The organism is Deinococcus taeanensis, assembly GCF_020229735.1.
Classification (GTDB): Bacteria; Deinococcota; Deinococci; order Deinococcales; family Deinococcaceae; genus Deinococcus; species Deinococcus taeanensis.
Genome location: NZ_CP083458.1, coordinates 313716 through 328749, shown reverse-complemented (window position 1 = coordinate 328749; position 15034 = coordinate 313716). Strand labels below are relative to the sequence as shown.

The window sequence follows — 15034 nt, the reverse complement described above, 5'->3', positions numbered from 1 at the left end:
CGGAACGTCTGGAGCCGACAGCACCGGAACGACCCTCAGCTCATTTCGCTGCTGTCGGTGCTGATCAGAGGGCATCGGGTGCTTGGGCAGGAGAGCCTCCTCCCAGAATTCCAGGGGGCCTCGTCGGCCACGTTCGACAGCGTCTCGTGCAGGGGCGGCCAGTTCGACCCTGAGTATCTTCCCGCTGATGGTTTGGGCAATTCGGTAAATTCCACGCGCTTGATGCACAGGTGAGAAGACAGGCCTTCGCGCCCGAACGCCAGCAGGGCGCCCTCACGTCCGCTGAAGGCGTCACGCCGGGCGCGTGGACTACAGACGACTTGGTCACGGACAGCCGCTCCGGGTGAGTGCGGGGCACCACGCCCGCCTCCGCCCCCTAAGGGTGAGTGGCGAGGAACGACTCCAGTTCAAATGGCGGGACCATGTAGTTACTGCTTTTGAACACGTCGTTCCCCCAGCCCACAGAAAACAGCAAGCCGTCCTCATCGCGGCGCGCAACGTCGACCGTGGGGCAGGTGCCGTCGCCCAGTGCGGACGCCGTGCGCGCGGGGCCACCGTCGTAACCAGCCATCAACCCGAGTGGCCGCGCGGTTCCGAGACGCAGGTTCATTTCACCGTCGTCCGCCTCTAGGCCGCGTTCGTCAAGCAGGACAACCTTGTACCCAGGCAGAGGCCGGCCTATGCTGCCCGTCATCACCGGTGCCCCCGGCGGGTTCCTACGTGGTGGGTTCTGTCCGGCCGGACCCGTCACGCATGGTCACGCCCCAGGCGCGCCGCACCCGTTCGAGCACTTCGGGATTCAGCGGCTCGTCCGCGCCGACCGCTTCACGCAGTTTGGCCGGATGAGCACTGAGGTCCTGCTGAATCAGCATGCGCCAGACGGCAGGTGGCACGCACATGGTTATGATCTGCTGCCGTACGAGTTTCTCCAGCCTACCGGGCGCATCGAAGCGGCTATTGTCCAGGTACACGGCCGCGCTGGCATTCAGGGATGAAAAAGCTTGACCACGCGTGTTTGGCCCAGCCAGGGGAAGTGATGTTCCAGTGTCAGGCACCTTCCCGCAGGCCCAGGTAGTACAGGGTACTGAGGTGTTTAGCGGGATAGCTGGCGTGGGGATATGCCAGCAGCTTTGGCCAGCTGGTGGTTCCGCTTGTGAAGCACAGCTGAATGGGGTCAGCTGCGAGCATTGCGCGGTTAGGAGTGAAGTGTGTAGGGGCGTTTTGAGCGGCCATGAGCTGTAGCCAGTTGGCAGAGTCCACGCCGCTGGTATTCAGGCACAGCAGCGCTGGGGGCAGCCCGTCGAACTTTCCGGCATGGGTCTCCTCCGTTACGACAACCTTCATGGGGCCGCAGGAAGCCCGGCCGGGAACGTCCGGTGTCCCGAGCAGCGTGGCGGCCGGCAGGATGGGCGCGCCGAGTTTCATGCAGGCGATCATTACAGCCCATACCTCGGGCACATTTTGACCATTACCAGGAGGCGGTCGCCCCATCGGACACCGAAGTGCTGCAGGTGATTGGCAAGGCAGCTGGCTTGGGCGTCCAGGTCGGCGTAGGACAGGTGACCCCCGTCCAGAACAGAGGTGGCGTTGGCCAGGCGAGCAGCAGAAGGTGAGAAGACATCAAGTCCCCAATGGAAGGTGGTCAGCTCTGGCCAGCGGAACGCAGCGTGAGGCGCGAGGGGATCACCGGCATCATCCGCCCGAAACTGCCGGGCCTCCGTAAGTGCTCTGGCGCCCTCGCTGTGTGGTGCCTCTCCATTCGTCATCTCTGTTTCCTGAGCAACGGAAGTCCTGAAGGTCATGCGGTGCCTGTTGGTGTGGCCCGGAGGCGCCAGCGGCGGGGGAGACGGCGGTCTTGAGGAGGGGCGCTTTCAGCTTTATGGAGACTGACTGGCGCCGGTCCGAGGAAGGGGCGGCTTCAGTGCACGCCGGTGGGGGTTGAGCGGCGGGTCGTCACAGTACTGCTCGTCATGTGACGAGCAGCGTGCTCGCCAGCGGGGTGACGCGGGGGCACTCACTGTGGCACAGCAAGTATGGCTCCGGGCCGCTGTAAGGCGGACATACCTGCGCGGCTCCTGGCAGGGAGGAGTTCATGTCACCCTTTACCATGGAACGGGACGCCTCTCGTTCGATCGGCGCAGCGTGGTGCTGCGCCGCTCCCACGCCTCGATCGGCCCTCTCGCCCGCCACAAGCGTTGAGGCGCTGTGACCCGACGTCATCTGGGAGAACGCTGACACCGATCATCAGGAGCCAGCGGAACGCCGATGAGTCCGGCACACCAGGGCAAAGAGCACGCAGCGCTGCTGTACAACAACCGAGACGTCCGACTACCGGAAGACGGTGCCTTCATGTGCGCCGCCAACAGGGAGGCAGGTCAGGTCGGCGTTTCAGGCGCATCGGGTGGACAGAGGGGGAGAGCCAGGAAGGCCTGAACCACCTCAGGGTCAAAATGTTCCCCGGCGTTTGCCAGCAGGTAGGCGCGGGCCCGGTCCACCGTCCACGCAGGCCGGTACGGCCGGTCGCTGGTAAGTGCATCGAAGACGTCAACCACGCTGAAGACCCGCGCCGCCAGTGGAATGGCAGGGCCGGCGAGTCCGGCGGGATAGCCGGTACCGTTCCATTTCTCGTGGTGGTGGCGCACCAACGTCAAGGTGGTCTGGGGGAGGTTCGGGATGTGGCACAACATTTCGTGTCCGATCTCGGCGTGCCGGGTCATCAGGCTCCACTCGTCGGCATTTAAGCTGCCTGGTTTCAGCAGGACGGCGTCAGGGATGGCAACCTTGCCGGTGTCATGCAGGTAGGCGCCCCACCGCAGGGCGTCCAGATCAGCGCCCTGGAAGCCCAGGGCACGTCCGAGCTGCTCACTGAGGTGCGTTACGCGGTCGGTGTGGCCTTTCGTCTCGTAATCGCGGTATTCCAGGGCCAGCCCGAGCGCGCGCAGGGTCTCCTCACGCGACGCGTCCAGTTGCTGAAGATGCTGGGATCGTTCCAGCGCCGCGCTGACGCGCTCAGCCACGGCCCTCAGCAGGCGGCGGGAGCCGGTGGTGACTTCAGCCGTGGGGGAGAGGAGCAGGAACGCGCCGGCGAGTTCACCCTGGGCCATGACCGGCATGGCGCACGCGCTGCGGTAAGGGAGCAGCTCCACCTGAAGGGCGTCCGGCAGCCGCTGATGGTCGATCAGGTGGTGTATGGATTCACCGCGGGGCATGCCGTCGCCCGCTTCGCCCAGCAAGTTCAGGGTGGGATAGGTCTGCCTCAGGGCGTCCAGCAGGTCTTTTGAGCAGCCGCTGGCATGAAGCAGCGTGAGGGTGCCGCGCTGCACATCCACGTAGCAGCCGCACGTGTACTCCGTGACGCGCAGGCAGCGTTCCAGCGCCTCGCGGGCCACATCGCGCGGTTCGTGATGACCTTCCAGGGCGACCGTCAGGTCCACAAGGTGCTGGGTCCGCTCCAGCTGCGTCTGCAACTGTTCTTCGGCTGCCTTGCGGGCATGAATGTCCATCGTGGCCGTCTGGAATTCAAGAATCTGTCCGGACAGGGGAGAGCGAACCGCCTTGAACGTCGTCTCCACCCAGCGGACCTCCTGGTCGGCGCGGCGGACGCGGTAGGTCATGGTGGTTTCCGTGAACCCTGGGGCCTGGGCCTGCGTCAGCATGTGCCGCAGCTGCTCCTGGTCTTCCGGGTACACGAACGCGAAGGGATCCACGCTCTGGTACATGTCTGGGGAAATGCCCAGCAGGGCCTGGCAGGCCGGGGACAAGTACGTGCACTGCCCGCCCGGCGTGAAGGTCGCAATGACGTTGCTGGCGTTTTCCGCAAGAAGACGGAACTTGCGTTCGCTGGCCGCCAGGTCGCGTTCTGCGGCGCGCCGCTCGGTAATGTCCTCAATCACCACGAGTTTTGCGGCGCGGCCAGCCAGGGTCAGCAGGTGCGCGCGCGCAATAACGTCCAGCCGCTGCCCATCCCGCGTGAGGTGCCGGCTGGGCGTACCGTGTGGATTCGTCGTGGCCGCCCGCAGGACCGGCAGGGCAGCCGGGACGTCCTCCGGCGGACGGATGTCAGTGACCTTCATCCTCAGGAACGCGGCGCGGTCATACCCGTACCGGCGCAGCGCAGCGTCATTCACCTCCATGAAGGCGAGGGTCTCCACGTCGTAGACCCACATGGGCAGGGGATTGTCCTCGAACAGCTGCAGGAAAGCGTCCTGCTGCCGCTCCAGGGCCAGTTCCGCCTCGCGCTGCGCGGTCACGTCCCGCGAATTGACGAGCAGCCCGCGCACCTGCGGGTCGTGCGTATGATCGGCTCCCGTGGACGCCAGCCATACCCACCGCCCGTCACGGTGCAGGAACCGGTAGGTGACCGTAACCGTGGATTCCCGGTTCTGGAGGGCCTGCTGCATCGCCTGGGCGACCGTCCCTTGATCGTCGGGGTGGATGAGCTCCAGGATCTGCCGGCCGATCAGCTCGTTCAGGGGATAACCCAGCAGACGCGTGGCAATATCCGTGTCGAACAGGATGGTTCCGTCCGGCGCGAGCACGGTCGTGATTTCCGACGCGTACCGCGTGAGGAACCGGTCGGCCAGATCGGGCTCCTCACGCCCGGCCGCTCCGAATGTTCCCTCCAGGGCGTGGGCACACAGGCTTGCCACGCGCTGCATCGCCTGTTGCCGGGCGGCGCTGAAGGCCTCGCCCGACGCCGTATTGACGACCAGGACCCCCAGTGGGCCGGACGGTCCGGTCATGGGCAGTGCGGCGGTGCTGCCCATGCCGGGCGGAAGGGCATGGCGCAGATGCGGGTACTGCTGGTCAAGGTCACTCTGCGTGAGGAACACCGCGCGGCCCTCCCGCAGGGCGTCCGTCATGGGCAGTGGCGCACTGAGCGGCACGCGCCGCCACGCGTGCCCGACGTGTGGGCGGTACCCCACAGAGCCCTTGACTTCCAGGTCCTGCCCACCGTTGGTAATCAGGGCCACGCCGCCCGCCGAGGCACCCAGTGCGGGCAGCGCCTCGTGAAGAAGCACCTGCAGGACGTCCCCCAGGGACCGTGTGGTGAGGAGGGACTCGGCCAACTGCATCACGGTCTGCGCATGCTGCGTGTGCTCCACGCGGGCCGTGACGTCCGCGGCTCGGATCAACACGCCACGCACGCGTTCGTCGTGGCAGAGATTGATTGCGGACCCCTCCAGCCACCGCCAGCTGCCGTTCGCGTGCCGCACGCGGGAAGGCGGCAGCGTGATCGTCACTCCGGCCGGCAGCAGCTCGAACGCCAGCCGGCGCACGTTCGGCGCGTCGTCCGGGTGAATGGCGTCCCACATCGAGAGTGGGCAGGGAGCCTGCCCGGCCGGGGTGAGGACTTCCCCCAGGTGCTGGCGAGCGGCCGGATTGTGGTACAGGATGAAGCCCTGCGAATCCACCAGAGCCACGATGTCCGCGCTGTGATTGAGCAGCGTGCGGAACAGTGTTTCGCTGGCCGTAGACGCGGCAGCATTCAGGGCAGGGGTGAAGTCCGGCTGGGTCACAGGTCTCCTTGACGGTGGGGAGGGGCAAGGACCGTGTGGCCTTCCGTGAACAAACAATAAGGGCGGCCTTCTGACACCACGCTTACCACGTCCCGGCGGGTGCATCGAGTCCAGATTCCTGCTCCCAGCGCGTCTGAACCGGCCAGGGCATCTGTTGACACCCGAAGATTCCTGCGCTTTGAAGGAACGGCGCTCTGCCCGGAACGTCAGACGGCTGTAAGAGGTGCGCGGCCTCCCGGTCAAGCCCGCTGTCACGTGCAGGAGAGCCAGACTGCGGACTCAGGCGAGGCCGCGTCCTCCGCCAGCGTGTCAGCCGCGTCGATTCCCGGCGAGAGAAAACGCAGATCCGGCGCACTTAGGGCGGGCTGATCAGCGTTCAGAACCGACAGGTGATGGGCCGGGCGCATCGCCAGGGCGTCATCCTGGTGGTGGAGCGCCAGCACGAACCGGGCGGGACAAGCCGGAGGATGGCTCAGGCAGAATACCGGGTCAGGCAGCAGCGGGTGCGCGCTGTCCACCGGATGAGGGGCGTGCCGCTGCCGCTGGCAGCCGCAGGACGTTCACTCGGGGTGACGTCCGCGCCGGCTTCGAACAGCGGCGAGCCGGTGCAGCGCACGGTGTACAGCACGGCGAACTTGTGACCGGACGGCGCGGCGGTTGACTCTGCCCGGCGAAGGAGAGGCGCTCCGGGTGACTCATGGCCGCCAGCGAAGAATCAGGAGGTTCTGTTCAATCCAGCCGAGCACCGGCCGCATCTGTTTCTCCATGTTGCCGGCGTAGGTGGTGGTGCTTCGGTCGTTGAGGTAGGTGTAGGCCATGTTGTACCCGTCCGGCATTTCCACGTAGCCGGTCATGGTCATCAGTCGCCACCCGCTGCCTGCCTTGGCGGCCCAGTAGGCCGGCTTGAGTTTCGGCACCTTGGGCTGGCAGCAGCCTGTGGCCATGACTGTGCGGAACAGCGCCCGCGTGACGGGTTGAAGCCCGTCGCCGGAGAGAGTCCTGAGCATCAGGTCGCTGTAGGCCCAGGCGGTGCTGGTGTTCTGGATGTAGACCTCCAGGTCCGGCGTGTAGGACGGGCCGAGGAAATACTGGTCGAGCTTTTTGTTCATCGCCGGGGCATTCAGTGTCTGCGATTCCTGAATCAGACGCTGGGCGAACGCGACGCGCTCCTCGAACGGAAGTTGCGCGTAGGCCGCGGCGCGGGGCAGTACGTTGCCGGTCCGGGGGTCAAGCGGCATCACCTGCGGCGTCTGCCCGGACTGCGCGGCCCACCAGGCCTTGGTGGTCAGCAGCACCTTCGTGCAGGGGCTCCGGCTGTTGACTTCCCGCGCCAGCCGGGCTGGACCGTAAGCGAGGTGCAGGATGTCCGCGGCCGTGTTGTCACTCTCGTAGATGGCGCGGCGCACGAGGTCCTGCAGGGGATTGGTGCCCTGGGGGTACCCCTCGATGCTGCGGTTGGCAACCGTGGTGGTGAACGGGCTGGTCAGCTTGAAGCGCCCGCCATCGACGTCGCCCAGGATGGCGCGCACCACCAGCGGCTTGAAGGTGCTGGCCAGAGGATGAACAGCGTCGGGATTGCCGAGCGTGATGGTGCGCACTGGTTGGCCGCTGTCGTCATAAATCGCCGCGAAGAAGCTCACGCGGCCGCTCACCATGCTCGGCAGGGGCGGAGGCGTGAGGGGCGCGGGGGCAGGGGGGACGGAGTCCGGCGCGACGGGCGTCTGGTTCGCTGGGGTTATCGGCAGGGGGGGGACGGGAGAAAGAGCGGCACCCTGGGGGAGTGTCACGGCGGAGCTGGGCAACGCGGCGCAGGTCAGGGCCGCGTCGCTGGATGTCGGCGTGACAGACGCGGCGGCCGCGTGGCCGAGCCCGGTGAGAAGACAGATGGAAATCAAGCCGGTCCAGAAGGCGAGGGTACGCACGGGGTTATGATAGGAATTCTCCGCAGCCGACGACTTTCCATCCTCGCCGTTCCAGTCACTGAATCTTCCCTCGCATACAGGGGAGGGGCGCAGCGGGAGCGGGGCTTGCGGTCTGGCCCCCTGTGATTGGGCGCGTGACCCCGGCAAACAGTCCGGGTTTCGTCATTCCACCAGCGGGAGGCGCAGACGCGAATATACGGGTGATTGAAGGGCCCACCCGGACAGGGGACCTGACTCGAAATCATCCAGCGAGGCGGCGGAGCAGGCTGACCATGCATGCCGGCCGAAGCACGCCCAGGACGCTCCGCCCTTTGACTTCGTCCCGCGTCCTGACCTGTCGGAAGCTCTGGGTCAGGCAGCCGTCCGGCTCACCTTCCGGTGTGCACCGGCAGCGCCTGGCCTGCCGTTTTCTTCACCGGACCGCTGCCCGGCCGGTTCAAGGTGGGCGCCGTCAATCAGCTGGGTCCTCTGCTCGCCTGCCCCGGGAGAGGGGCAGGAGCGCTGGCGCGCACCCTCATTTGCGGTTGGAACACGATGTGCCGGCGGTGTGACTGGGGCTGCTCGATCAGGCGCAGCAGTTCCTCCAGGCTCTTGCGGCCCAGCAGCCCGAAGTCCTGCACGACAGTGGTCAGGGGCGGGTCGAAGAAGGCCGCTTCCGGCGTGTCGTCGAAGCCCACAAGGGCCACGTCCCCGGGCACGTTCCGGCCTGCGGCTTTCAGGGCGCTGAGGGCGCCGAGGGCCATCTGGTCATTCCCGGCGAATATCGCGGTGAACCCCTCACCGGACGCCAGGGCCTGCTGGGCCGCCGCGTAACCGCTGCCTGGGCTCCAGTCGCCCTCGAAGCGCGGCAGGACCGGCAGGCCGTGCCGCTGGAGCGTGTGAACGTACCCCTGGTAGCGCAGTTCCGCGTCGCTCCAGGGGCGCGGGCCGCTGAGATGCAGCACCTGACGGTGCCCCAGGCTGAGAAGGTGTTCGACCGCCATGACGGCGCCCTCAAACTGGTCGATGCTGACGGTGGTGCCGTCCACGTCGGCCGTGGCGTCCACGAGGATGAACGGCACCTGACAGGTGAGGCCGCGCACGACGTCATGCGCGTCGTACGGGGAGAGGAGCACCATGCCGTCCACCCCGAACTGCTGAAGCCGGGCAACGGCACTGAGCATGGCCGGCTGCTCGAATTCCCGCAGGGAGACGAGCAGGATCTCGTAGCCCTGGCTGCGGGCGCTGCGTTCAATGCTCTGCACCACCTGCGCCGGGCCGAACTGTTCGGTGCCGTACGCCACGACGCCCAGCAGACCCGAGCGGCGGGTGACGAGACTTTTGGCAAGGAGGCTGGGACGGTAGTTGAGGTCCTCAATGGCTTTGAGGACCCGTTCGCGCGTGGCGGCCGCCACGTTGGCGTGATTGTTGATGACGCGTGACACGGTCTGGTATGACACCCCGGACCGCTGGGCGACGTCATAGATGGTGGCGGCCGGCGCGCCCGGTTTACCCATGGCCGGCCGGGCTGGGGCGCGCGCGGAGGGTGAGGACCATGGCGTCACTGTAGCAGTCGGGCGCGGCGCCGCTCAGGCGGGCCCGTGCGGGAAGGTCACCATCAGCTTGATCACGCCCGGGCGGTACGCCGCGTGGTCCTCGAAGGCACGCTGCACCTGCGAGAGGGGATAGGTGGCGCTGACCAGCCGGTCCACGTCCAGCTGTCCTGCGGCGACCAGGGCGGTCGCTTCCGGGTACGTGTGCGCCATCCGCCGGGCCAGGATCAGGCTCAGGCCCTTGCGCCGGGCCAGTGAATGCTGCACGCGCAGTTCGTCGTTGCCGGGAATGCCGACCAGCACCACGCGCGCGCCGGGCCGGGCGAGACGCGCGGCGTCCTGCACGGACCCGTCGGCCCAGGCCGCCTCGAACACCACGTCGTAGCGGCTGTCGTGTTCCTCGGTGAAGGTGGGATCCGTGCTGGTGGCGCCCAGTTCGGCGGCCAGGGCGCGGCGCCAGGGCAGCGGCTCGGTGACATGCAGGGCTGTGACTCCGTTCAGGTGCAGCAGCTGGGTGAGCAGCAGCCCGATCGGGCCGGCGCCGACCACCGCGGCGCGGTCTCCGACACGCACGTGCCCCAGCCGCAGCGCGTGGAGCGCCACCCCGAGGGGTTCGAGCATCGCGCCGCCCAGGTCGGTGACGCTGTCCGGAAGCACGAAGGTGTTGTGCGCCGGGACGTTCAGGTGGGTCTGAAGGGCGCCGTCGCGCGGAAATACGCCCATGAAGGTGTGGTCCGGGCAGAGGTTCGGGTGCCCTTCGCGGCAGGCGCGGCAGTGTCCGCACGCCACATGTGGTTCCACGGCCACGCGCGCTCCCACCTGCAGCGGCTGCCCGGTGCCGTCCACCGTTCCCGGCGCGGCCCGGGTGATCTCCCCCATGAACTCGTGCCCCAGCACCAGTGGGGACAGAATCTCACTGGTGCCGATGCGTCCGTCCGTGTACATGTGAATGTCCGAGCCGCAGATGCCCACGGCGCGCACCCGCACCGTCACCTCACCCGGGGCGGGCGGCGTCAGGGCGCGCTGCGTGAAGGCAAAGGTGCCGGGACCGGTAAGGACGGCCGCGTCGTGCGTCATGGGTGGGCCTCCTGGGGCAGTGGGGGCAGGCTGGGCCAGCCGGCCGCGTCCCACAGGAGCGGGCTGGTCTGGAGTTGCGGCGCGCCGCCCTGCTCGGCGTCGTAGTAGTGGTACGCCAGGAACGGAGCGGCGCCGTTCATGAAGACCTCCTGGCCGCCGGGTCCGACGAAACGGCCCTGCGTGACCTGCACCGGCGTTCCGCCCCCCTGCAGCAGGGGCCGGCCCTGGCGGTCAAGGTACGGGCCGGTCACGTCTTTCGCGCGGCCCACCATGATCCGGTAGGTGCTGCTCAGCCCGGCGCAGCACCGGTCGAACGACACGAACAGGTACGTGTAGCCGCTGCGCTGCACGAGACTCGCTGCCTCGATCGCCCCGCCGCCCCGGGAGGCCAGCGCGTAGGTGGTGGGGCGCGCCGGGTGCAGCTGGCCGGTCGAGGGGTCCAGTTCCCGCAGTTTGATGCCGTCCCAGAAGGACCCGAAGGCCAGCCACGCCCGGCCGTCCGGCGTGTCCAGGCGCGCCGGGTCGATGGCGTTGAACGGGTCGCCGCGGCCACTGGCCAGCACGAGGCCGCGGTCGACCCAGCCCTGATCCGGGTGCCGGGGGTTCAGGGCGGCGTTGGTCATCAGGCCGATGCCGCTGGTGTTCTGCCCGAAGGTGGACGCGGCGTAGTACAGGTACGTGGTGCGCCCGGCCTGGACCAGGCTGGGCGCCCAGAGGTTCGGTGGATTCTGGCCCAGCAGGGTCCTCACCCAGGCTGGCTGGCGGTCGCCGAGGTGCCCGGCGTCGGTCCAGGAAAGGCCGTCCTGGGACGTTTTCAGGCGCAGGGTGCCGCCGTCGATGTCTTCGTACCCGGTGCCCATTGCCACGAATCCGCCGGGCAGCCGCAGCACGGTCGGGTCGTGGAGGTTCAGGTCGCCGCGCAGGACCGGCTGGGTGGCGTGGCCGCCGCCGAGCGCCAGCACGGAGCCCAGGCCGGCGGCCAGCGCCACCGCGGCCCTCAGGGCTGCGCTCCGGGCCGCGCCCTTCACGCGCGCAGGCCCTGGGCAAGGACGTGGTACAGGTCGCTCAGCTGCAGGGTCTGCCGGAACTCACGCAGGCGGGTGTCGGCGTCGATCACGGCGAGTTCCACCCGCGCGATCGCGGCGAAGTCCTCGATCATTTCCGTGGTGACCGCGTAGCTGTACCCGGTGTGGTGCGCTCCTCCGGCGTGAATCCACGCGGCGCACGCCGTCTTGAAGTCCGGCCGGCATTCCCACACGGCCCGCGCGACCGGCAGGTTCGGCAGGGGCGGGTGCGCCACGGCGTCCACCTCGTTCACGATCAGCCGGAAGCGGCTGCCCAGGTCAATCAGCGAGACGTTGATGGCCGGTCCCTGCTGGGCGTCGAACACCAGCCGCACCGGGTCGTCCTTACCGCCGATCCCGAGCGGGTGCACTTCCAGTCGTGGCTGCTGCGCGGCGATGCTCGGGCAGATCTCCAGCATGTGGGCGCCCAGCACCTGATGCTGCCCCGGCGCGAGGTGGTACGTGTAGTCCTCCATGAAGGACGTGCCGCCCGGGAGGCCGTGAGCCATGACTTTCATGGCGCGCACGAGGGCGGCGGCCTTCCAGTCCCCCTCGCCGCCGAAACCGTACCCGTCGGCCATCAGGCGCTGCGTGGCGAGGCCCGGCAGCTGGGGCAGGCCGTGCAGGTCCTCAAAGGTATCGGTGAAGCCCTTGAATCCGCCTTCCTCCAGGAAGGCGCGCATGCCCGCCTCAAGGCGGGCGCCGTCCCGCAATGAGGCGTGCCGCTCCCCGTCCGGGCGGAGGTCCGGCGCCACGTCATACTCGCTCAGGTACGTGTCGACCAGCGCGTCAACCTCGGCCTCCGGGACGGCATTCACCCGCTCGGCCAGGTCACCCACCGCGTAGGTGTTCACCTGGAAGCCGAAGCGCATCTCGGCGCTCACCTTGTCGCCCTCGGTGACGGCCACGGCGCGCATGTTGTCCCCGAACCGGGCGAACTTCGCGCCTTGCAGGTCGTGCCAGGCCCACGCGGCGCGGGTCCAGGCGCCCAGCCGGGCGTGCACCTCCTCATCCTGCCAGTGCCCGACCACGACCTTGCGGTCCAGGCGCATGCGGGTGTGCAGGAACCCCGCTTCGCGGTCGCCGTGCGCCGACTGGTTCAGGTTCATGTAGTCCATGTCGATGCGGTCCCACGGGAGCGCCTGCTCGAACTGGGTGTGCAGGTGCACGAACGGTTTGTTCAGGGCGCTCAGGCCGCCGATCCACATTTTGGCGGGGCTGAAGGTGTGCATCCAGAGAATCAGGCCGGCGCATTCGGGGTCGGCGTTGGCCTGCAGGCACAGCGCGCGGATGTCCTCCGGGGTGGTCAGGACGCCCTTGGCGGCCACATCCAGCGGAATGGACGGGCTGTCGTTCAGGGCCTGCCCGATGACGCGGGCGTGTTCGGCGACCTGGGCGAGGGTGTCGGGGCCGTACAGGTGCTGGGAGCCGCAGACGAACCACAGCCGGGGGTGAGCGAGGTGTTTCAACGGGTCACTTCTCCTTGTGGGGCGGGGCGCTGACCGTACACGTTCGTGTAACGGTCGTACAGCCGGTCGATGTCGTCGGGCGCGAGGGGCGCCGGCGCGCCGAGCTGCGTGGCGAGGAAGGCGGTGCGGGCGACGTCCTCGGCCATCACGGCGGCTTTCAGGGCGGCGCGGGGCGTGGGGCCGATGGTGAACACCCCGTGGTTCTGCAGGATGATGGCCGGGGAGCGGTGTCCGCGCAGGACGCGCACGACTTCCGCGCCGATCTCTTCGCCGCCGATGGGGGCAAAGCCGCCGCAGGGGATGGGGCCGCCGAACTCGTCGGCCATGGCGGTCAGGAAGCAGGGAATCTCGCGGGCGTTGGCGGCCCAGGCGGTCGCGTAGGGACTGTGGGTGTGCACGATGCCGCCCACGTGCGGCAGGTGCCGGTAGATGTAGGCGTGCGTGGCGGTGTCCGAGGACGGACTGAGCGTGCCGGGGGCAGGCTGCCCGTGCAGGTCCGTGTGGACCATGCCCTGCGGCGTGAGGTCCTCGAAGGTCACGCCGCTGGGTTTGATCAGCAGGCCCTCCCCGCCGGGCAGGCGGGCGCTGATGTTGCCGCTCGTCCAGGTGACCAGACCGTTGCGGGGCAGTTCCAGGTGCAGGCGCGTGAGGGTTTCACGCAGGGCCTGGTGGGCGTCAGGGGGGGTCATGCGGGCACCTCGGTCAGGACGGGGAGGGCCGGTGGTCCGGCGGGGTGAGGCTCAGCCGCCAGGCGTTTGAGGCGTTTCATGACGTCGTTCAGGCCCCGCCCGAAGTAGTCGTGCAGGGTGAGGTACTCGGCGTACAGGCGTTCGTAGGTGGCCTGCGCCTGCGGGTTGGGGGTGTAGGCGTGCCGGACGACGCGGCTCATGTGCCGGGCGGCCTCGGCAATGTCGGGGTAGACGCCGGCGGCCACGGCCGCGTGCATGGCGCTGCCCAGCGCGGGGCCCTGCTCGGCGTCCAGGAGGCTCAGGGGCCGGCCGGTGACATCCGCATAGATCTGCATCAGCATGCGGTTCTTCTTCAGGCCGCCCGCGATGACGAGCTCATGCACGGGCACCCCGTGCCGCTCGAAGTTCTCGATGATCACGCGCGTGCCGTACGCGGTCGCTTCGATCAGCGCGCGGTACAGGTCCGGGGCGCGCGTCGCCAGCGTCAGGCCGACCACCACCCCGCTGAGGTTGGCGTCCACCAGGACGCTGCGGTTGCCGTTCCACCAGTCCAGGGCGAGCAGACCGTGCTCGCCGGGCCGCTGCCGGGCCGCCTCGCGTTCCAGCAGGGCGTGCAGGCTCAGGCCTTCCCGGGCGGCCTGCTCGTGGTACGCGGGGGGAACGAGGTGGCGGACCAGCCACGCGAAGATGTCCCCCACACCACTCTGTCCTGCCTCGTAACCGTAGGCGCCGGGCACGATGCCGCCGTCCACCACGCCGCACATGCCCGGCACGTCCGCGAGTGCCTCCCCGATCAGGACGTGACAGGTGCTGGTGCCCATGATCGCCACAAGCTGACCGGGCCCGGTCACGCCGGCGGCCGGCGCGGTCACGTGTGCGTCGACGTTCGCCACCGCCACGGGCGTGCCGGGGATCAGGCCCGTCCAGCGGGCCGCTTCGGGACTCAGGCCGCCGGCCCGGCCGCCCAGCGGCGCGAAGCGGCGCCCCAGGCGGGTGTCCACCACGTCACGGAACGCGGGGTTCAGCGCAGCGAAATAGTCTTCTGGCGGGTACTGGTCCCCTTGCACCATGGCTTTGTAACCGGCGGTGCAGGCGTTGCGGGACTCCTCGCCGGTCAGTTGCCAGACGATCCAGTCGGCCGCTTCGATGAAACGGTCGGTGCGGGCGTAGACGTCGGGGTCTTCCTCCAGCACCTGGAGGGCCTTGGCGAAGAGCCATTCGCTGCTGATCCTGCCGCCGTAGCGGGCCAGCCAGGGTTCGCCGCGCGCCTCGGCCAGCGCAGTGATGCGGTCGGCCTGGGGCTGAGCGGCGTGGTGTTTCCAGAGTTTCACCCAGGCGTGCGGCCGTGCCGCGAGGTCCGGCAGGAAGCACAGGGGCACCCCGCTGGCGGTGGTGGGCAGGACGGTGCAGGCGGTGAAGTCGATGCCGAGGCCGACGATCTGGTGGGCGTGCACGCCGCTGGCGGCGATCGCCTGAGGCACGGCCTGTTGCAGGACGTCCAGGTAGTCCTGGGGGTGTTGCAGGGCCCATTCGCGGCCCAGCGGTGTGCCGCCGGGCAGGTGGGTGTCCATGACGCCGTGGGCGTAGGGGGTGACGGCTTCCGCCAGGGGGTGGCCGTCGCGGATGCGGATCACGACGGCGCGGCCGGATTCGGTGCCGTAGTCGATGCCGATGGTGTAGGTGTCTGGGGCAGTCATGCCGGATCTCCTGGATAAAAGTGAGTGTGATCGATCACAAATGAAGGGAAAAGGAGCGGGCGGAC

At 68.4% G+C, this 15034-nt stretch carries 11 protein-coding genes and 1 pseudogene; all 12 read right to left on the bottom strand.

Annotation, left to right across the window (positions count from 1 at the left end; all coding sequences use genetic code 11):
* Positions 1 to 376: 376 nt before the first annotated feature.
* The 12 genes and pseudogenes from LAJ19_RS19185 to LAJ19_RS19130 all read right to left on the bottom strand — a co-directional run bounded on the left by LAJ19_RS19185 (position 377) and on the right by LAJ19_RS19130 (position 14969).
* On the bottom strand, positions 377 to 694 hold the full coding sequence (locus LAJ19_RS19185; protein ID WP_225524102.1) for an acyl-CoA synthetase family protein: 318 nt from the start codon (positions 692 to 694) through the stop codon (positions 377 to 379).
* Between the two features lie 22 nt (positions 695 to 716).
* Positions 717 to 971, bottom strand: a complete 255-nt coding sequence (locus LAJ19_RS19180) for a hypothetical protein (RefSeq protein WP_349774857.1) — start codon at positions 969 to 971, stop codon at positions 717 to 719.
* 76 nt (positions 972 to 1047) lie between these two features.
* Positions 1048 to 1766: pseudogene (locus LAJ19_RS21970) on the bottom strand (AMP-binding protein).
* 609 nt (positions 1767 to 2375) lie between these two features.
* Positions 2376 to 5519 carry a PAS domain S-box protein gene (locus LAJ19_RS19170; protein ID WP_225524099.1) on the bottom strand — a complete coding sequence of 1048 codons (3144 nt, stop codon included), beginning with the start codon at positions 5517 to 5519 and terminating at the stop codon, positions 2376 to 2378.
* Between the two features lie 472 nt (positions 5520 to 5991).
* Entirely contained in the window at positions 5992 to 6147 is a 156-nt protein-coding gene (locus LAJ19_RS19165) for a hypothetical protein (RefSeq protein ID WP_225524379.1), read from the bottom strand.
* Positions 6148 to 6214: 67 nt separating this feature from the next.
* Positions 6215 to 7441, bottom strand: coding sequence for a serine hydrolase (locus tag LAJ19_RS19160; RefSeq protein ID WP_225524098.1), 1227 nt, complete (start codon positions 7439 to 7441; stop codon positions 6215 to 6217).
* Between the two features lie 455 nt (positions 7442 to 7896).
* Complete coding sequence (locus LAJ19_RS19155; protein WP_225524097.1) at positions 7897 to 8937, bottom strand: LacI family DNA-binding transcriptional regulator; 1041 nt, start codon at positions 8935 to 8937, stop codon at positions 7897 to 7899.
* A gap of 72 nt (positions 8938 to 9009) precedes the next feature.
* A complete protein-coding gene (locus LAJ19_RS19150; protein ID WP_225524096.1) occupies positions 9010 to 10050 on the bottom strand; it encodes a zinc-dependent alcohol dehydrogenase in 1041 nt (346 codons plus the stop codon).
* Positions 10047 to 11039 carry an arabinan endo-1,5-alpha-L-arabinosidase gene (locus LAJ19_RS19145; protein ID WP_225524095.1) on the bottom strand — a complete coding sequence of 331 codons (993 nt, stop codon included), beginning with the start codon at positions 11037 to 11039 and terminating at the stop codon, positions 10047 to 10049. Before LAJ19_RS19145 ends, LAJ19_RS19150 begins: the two co-directional genes overlap by 4 nt.
* Before the next feature lie 35 nt (positions 11040 to 11074).
* Positions 11075 to 12583: an L-arabinose isomerase gene (gene araA / locus LAJ19_RS19140; RefSeq protein WP_225524094.1), complete on the bottom strand. Its 1509-nt coding sequence runs from the start codon at positions 12581 to 12583 to the stop codon at positions 11075 to 11077.
* Positions 12580 to 13272, bottom strand: coding sequence for an L-ribulose-5-phosphate 4-epimerase (locus LAJ19_RS19135; protein WP_225524093.1), 693 nt, complete (start codon positions 13270 to 13272; stop codon positions 12580 to 12582). The genes araA and LAJ19_RS19135 overlap by 4 nt, the downstream gene beginning before the upstream one ends.
* Positions 13269 to 14969, bottom strand: a complete 1701-nt coding sequence (locus LAJ19_RS19130; protein ID WP_225524092.1) for a ribulokinase — start codon at positions 14967 to 14969, stop codon at positions 13269 to 13271. Before LAJ19_RS19130 ends, LAJ19_RS19135 begins: the two co-directional genes overlap by 4 nt.
* Between the last annotated feature and the right edge of the window lie 65 nt (positions 14970 to 15034).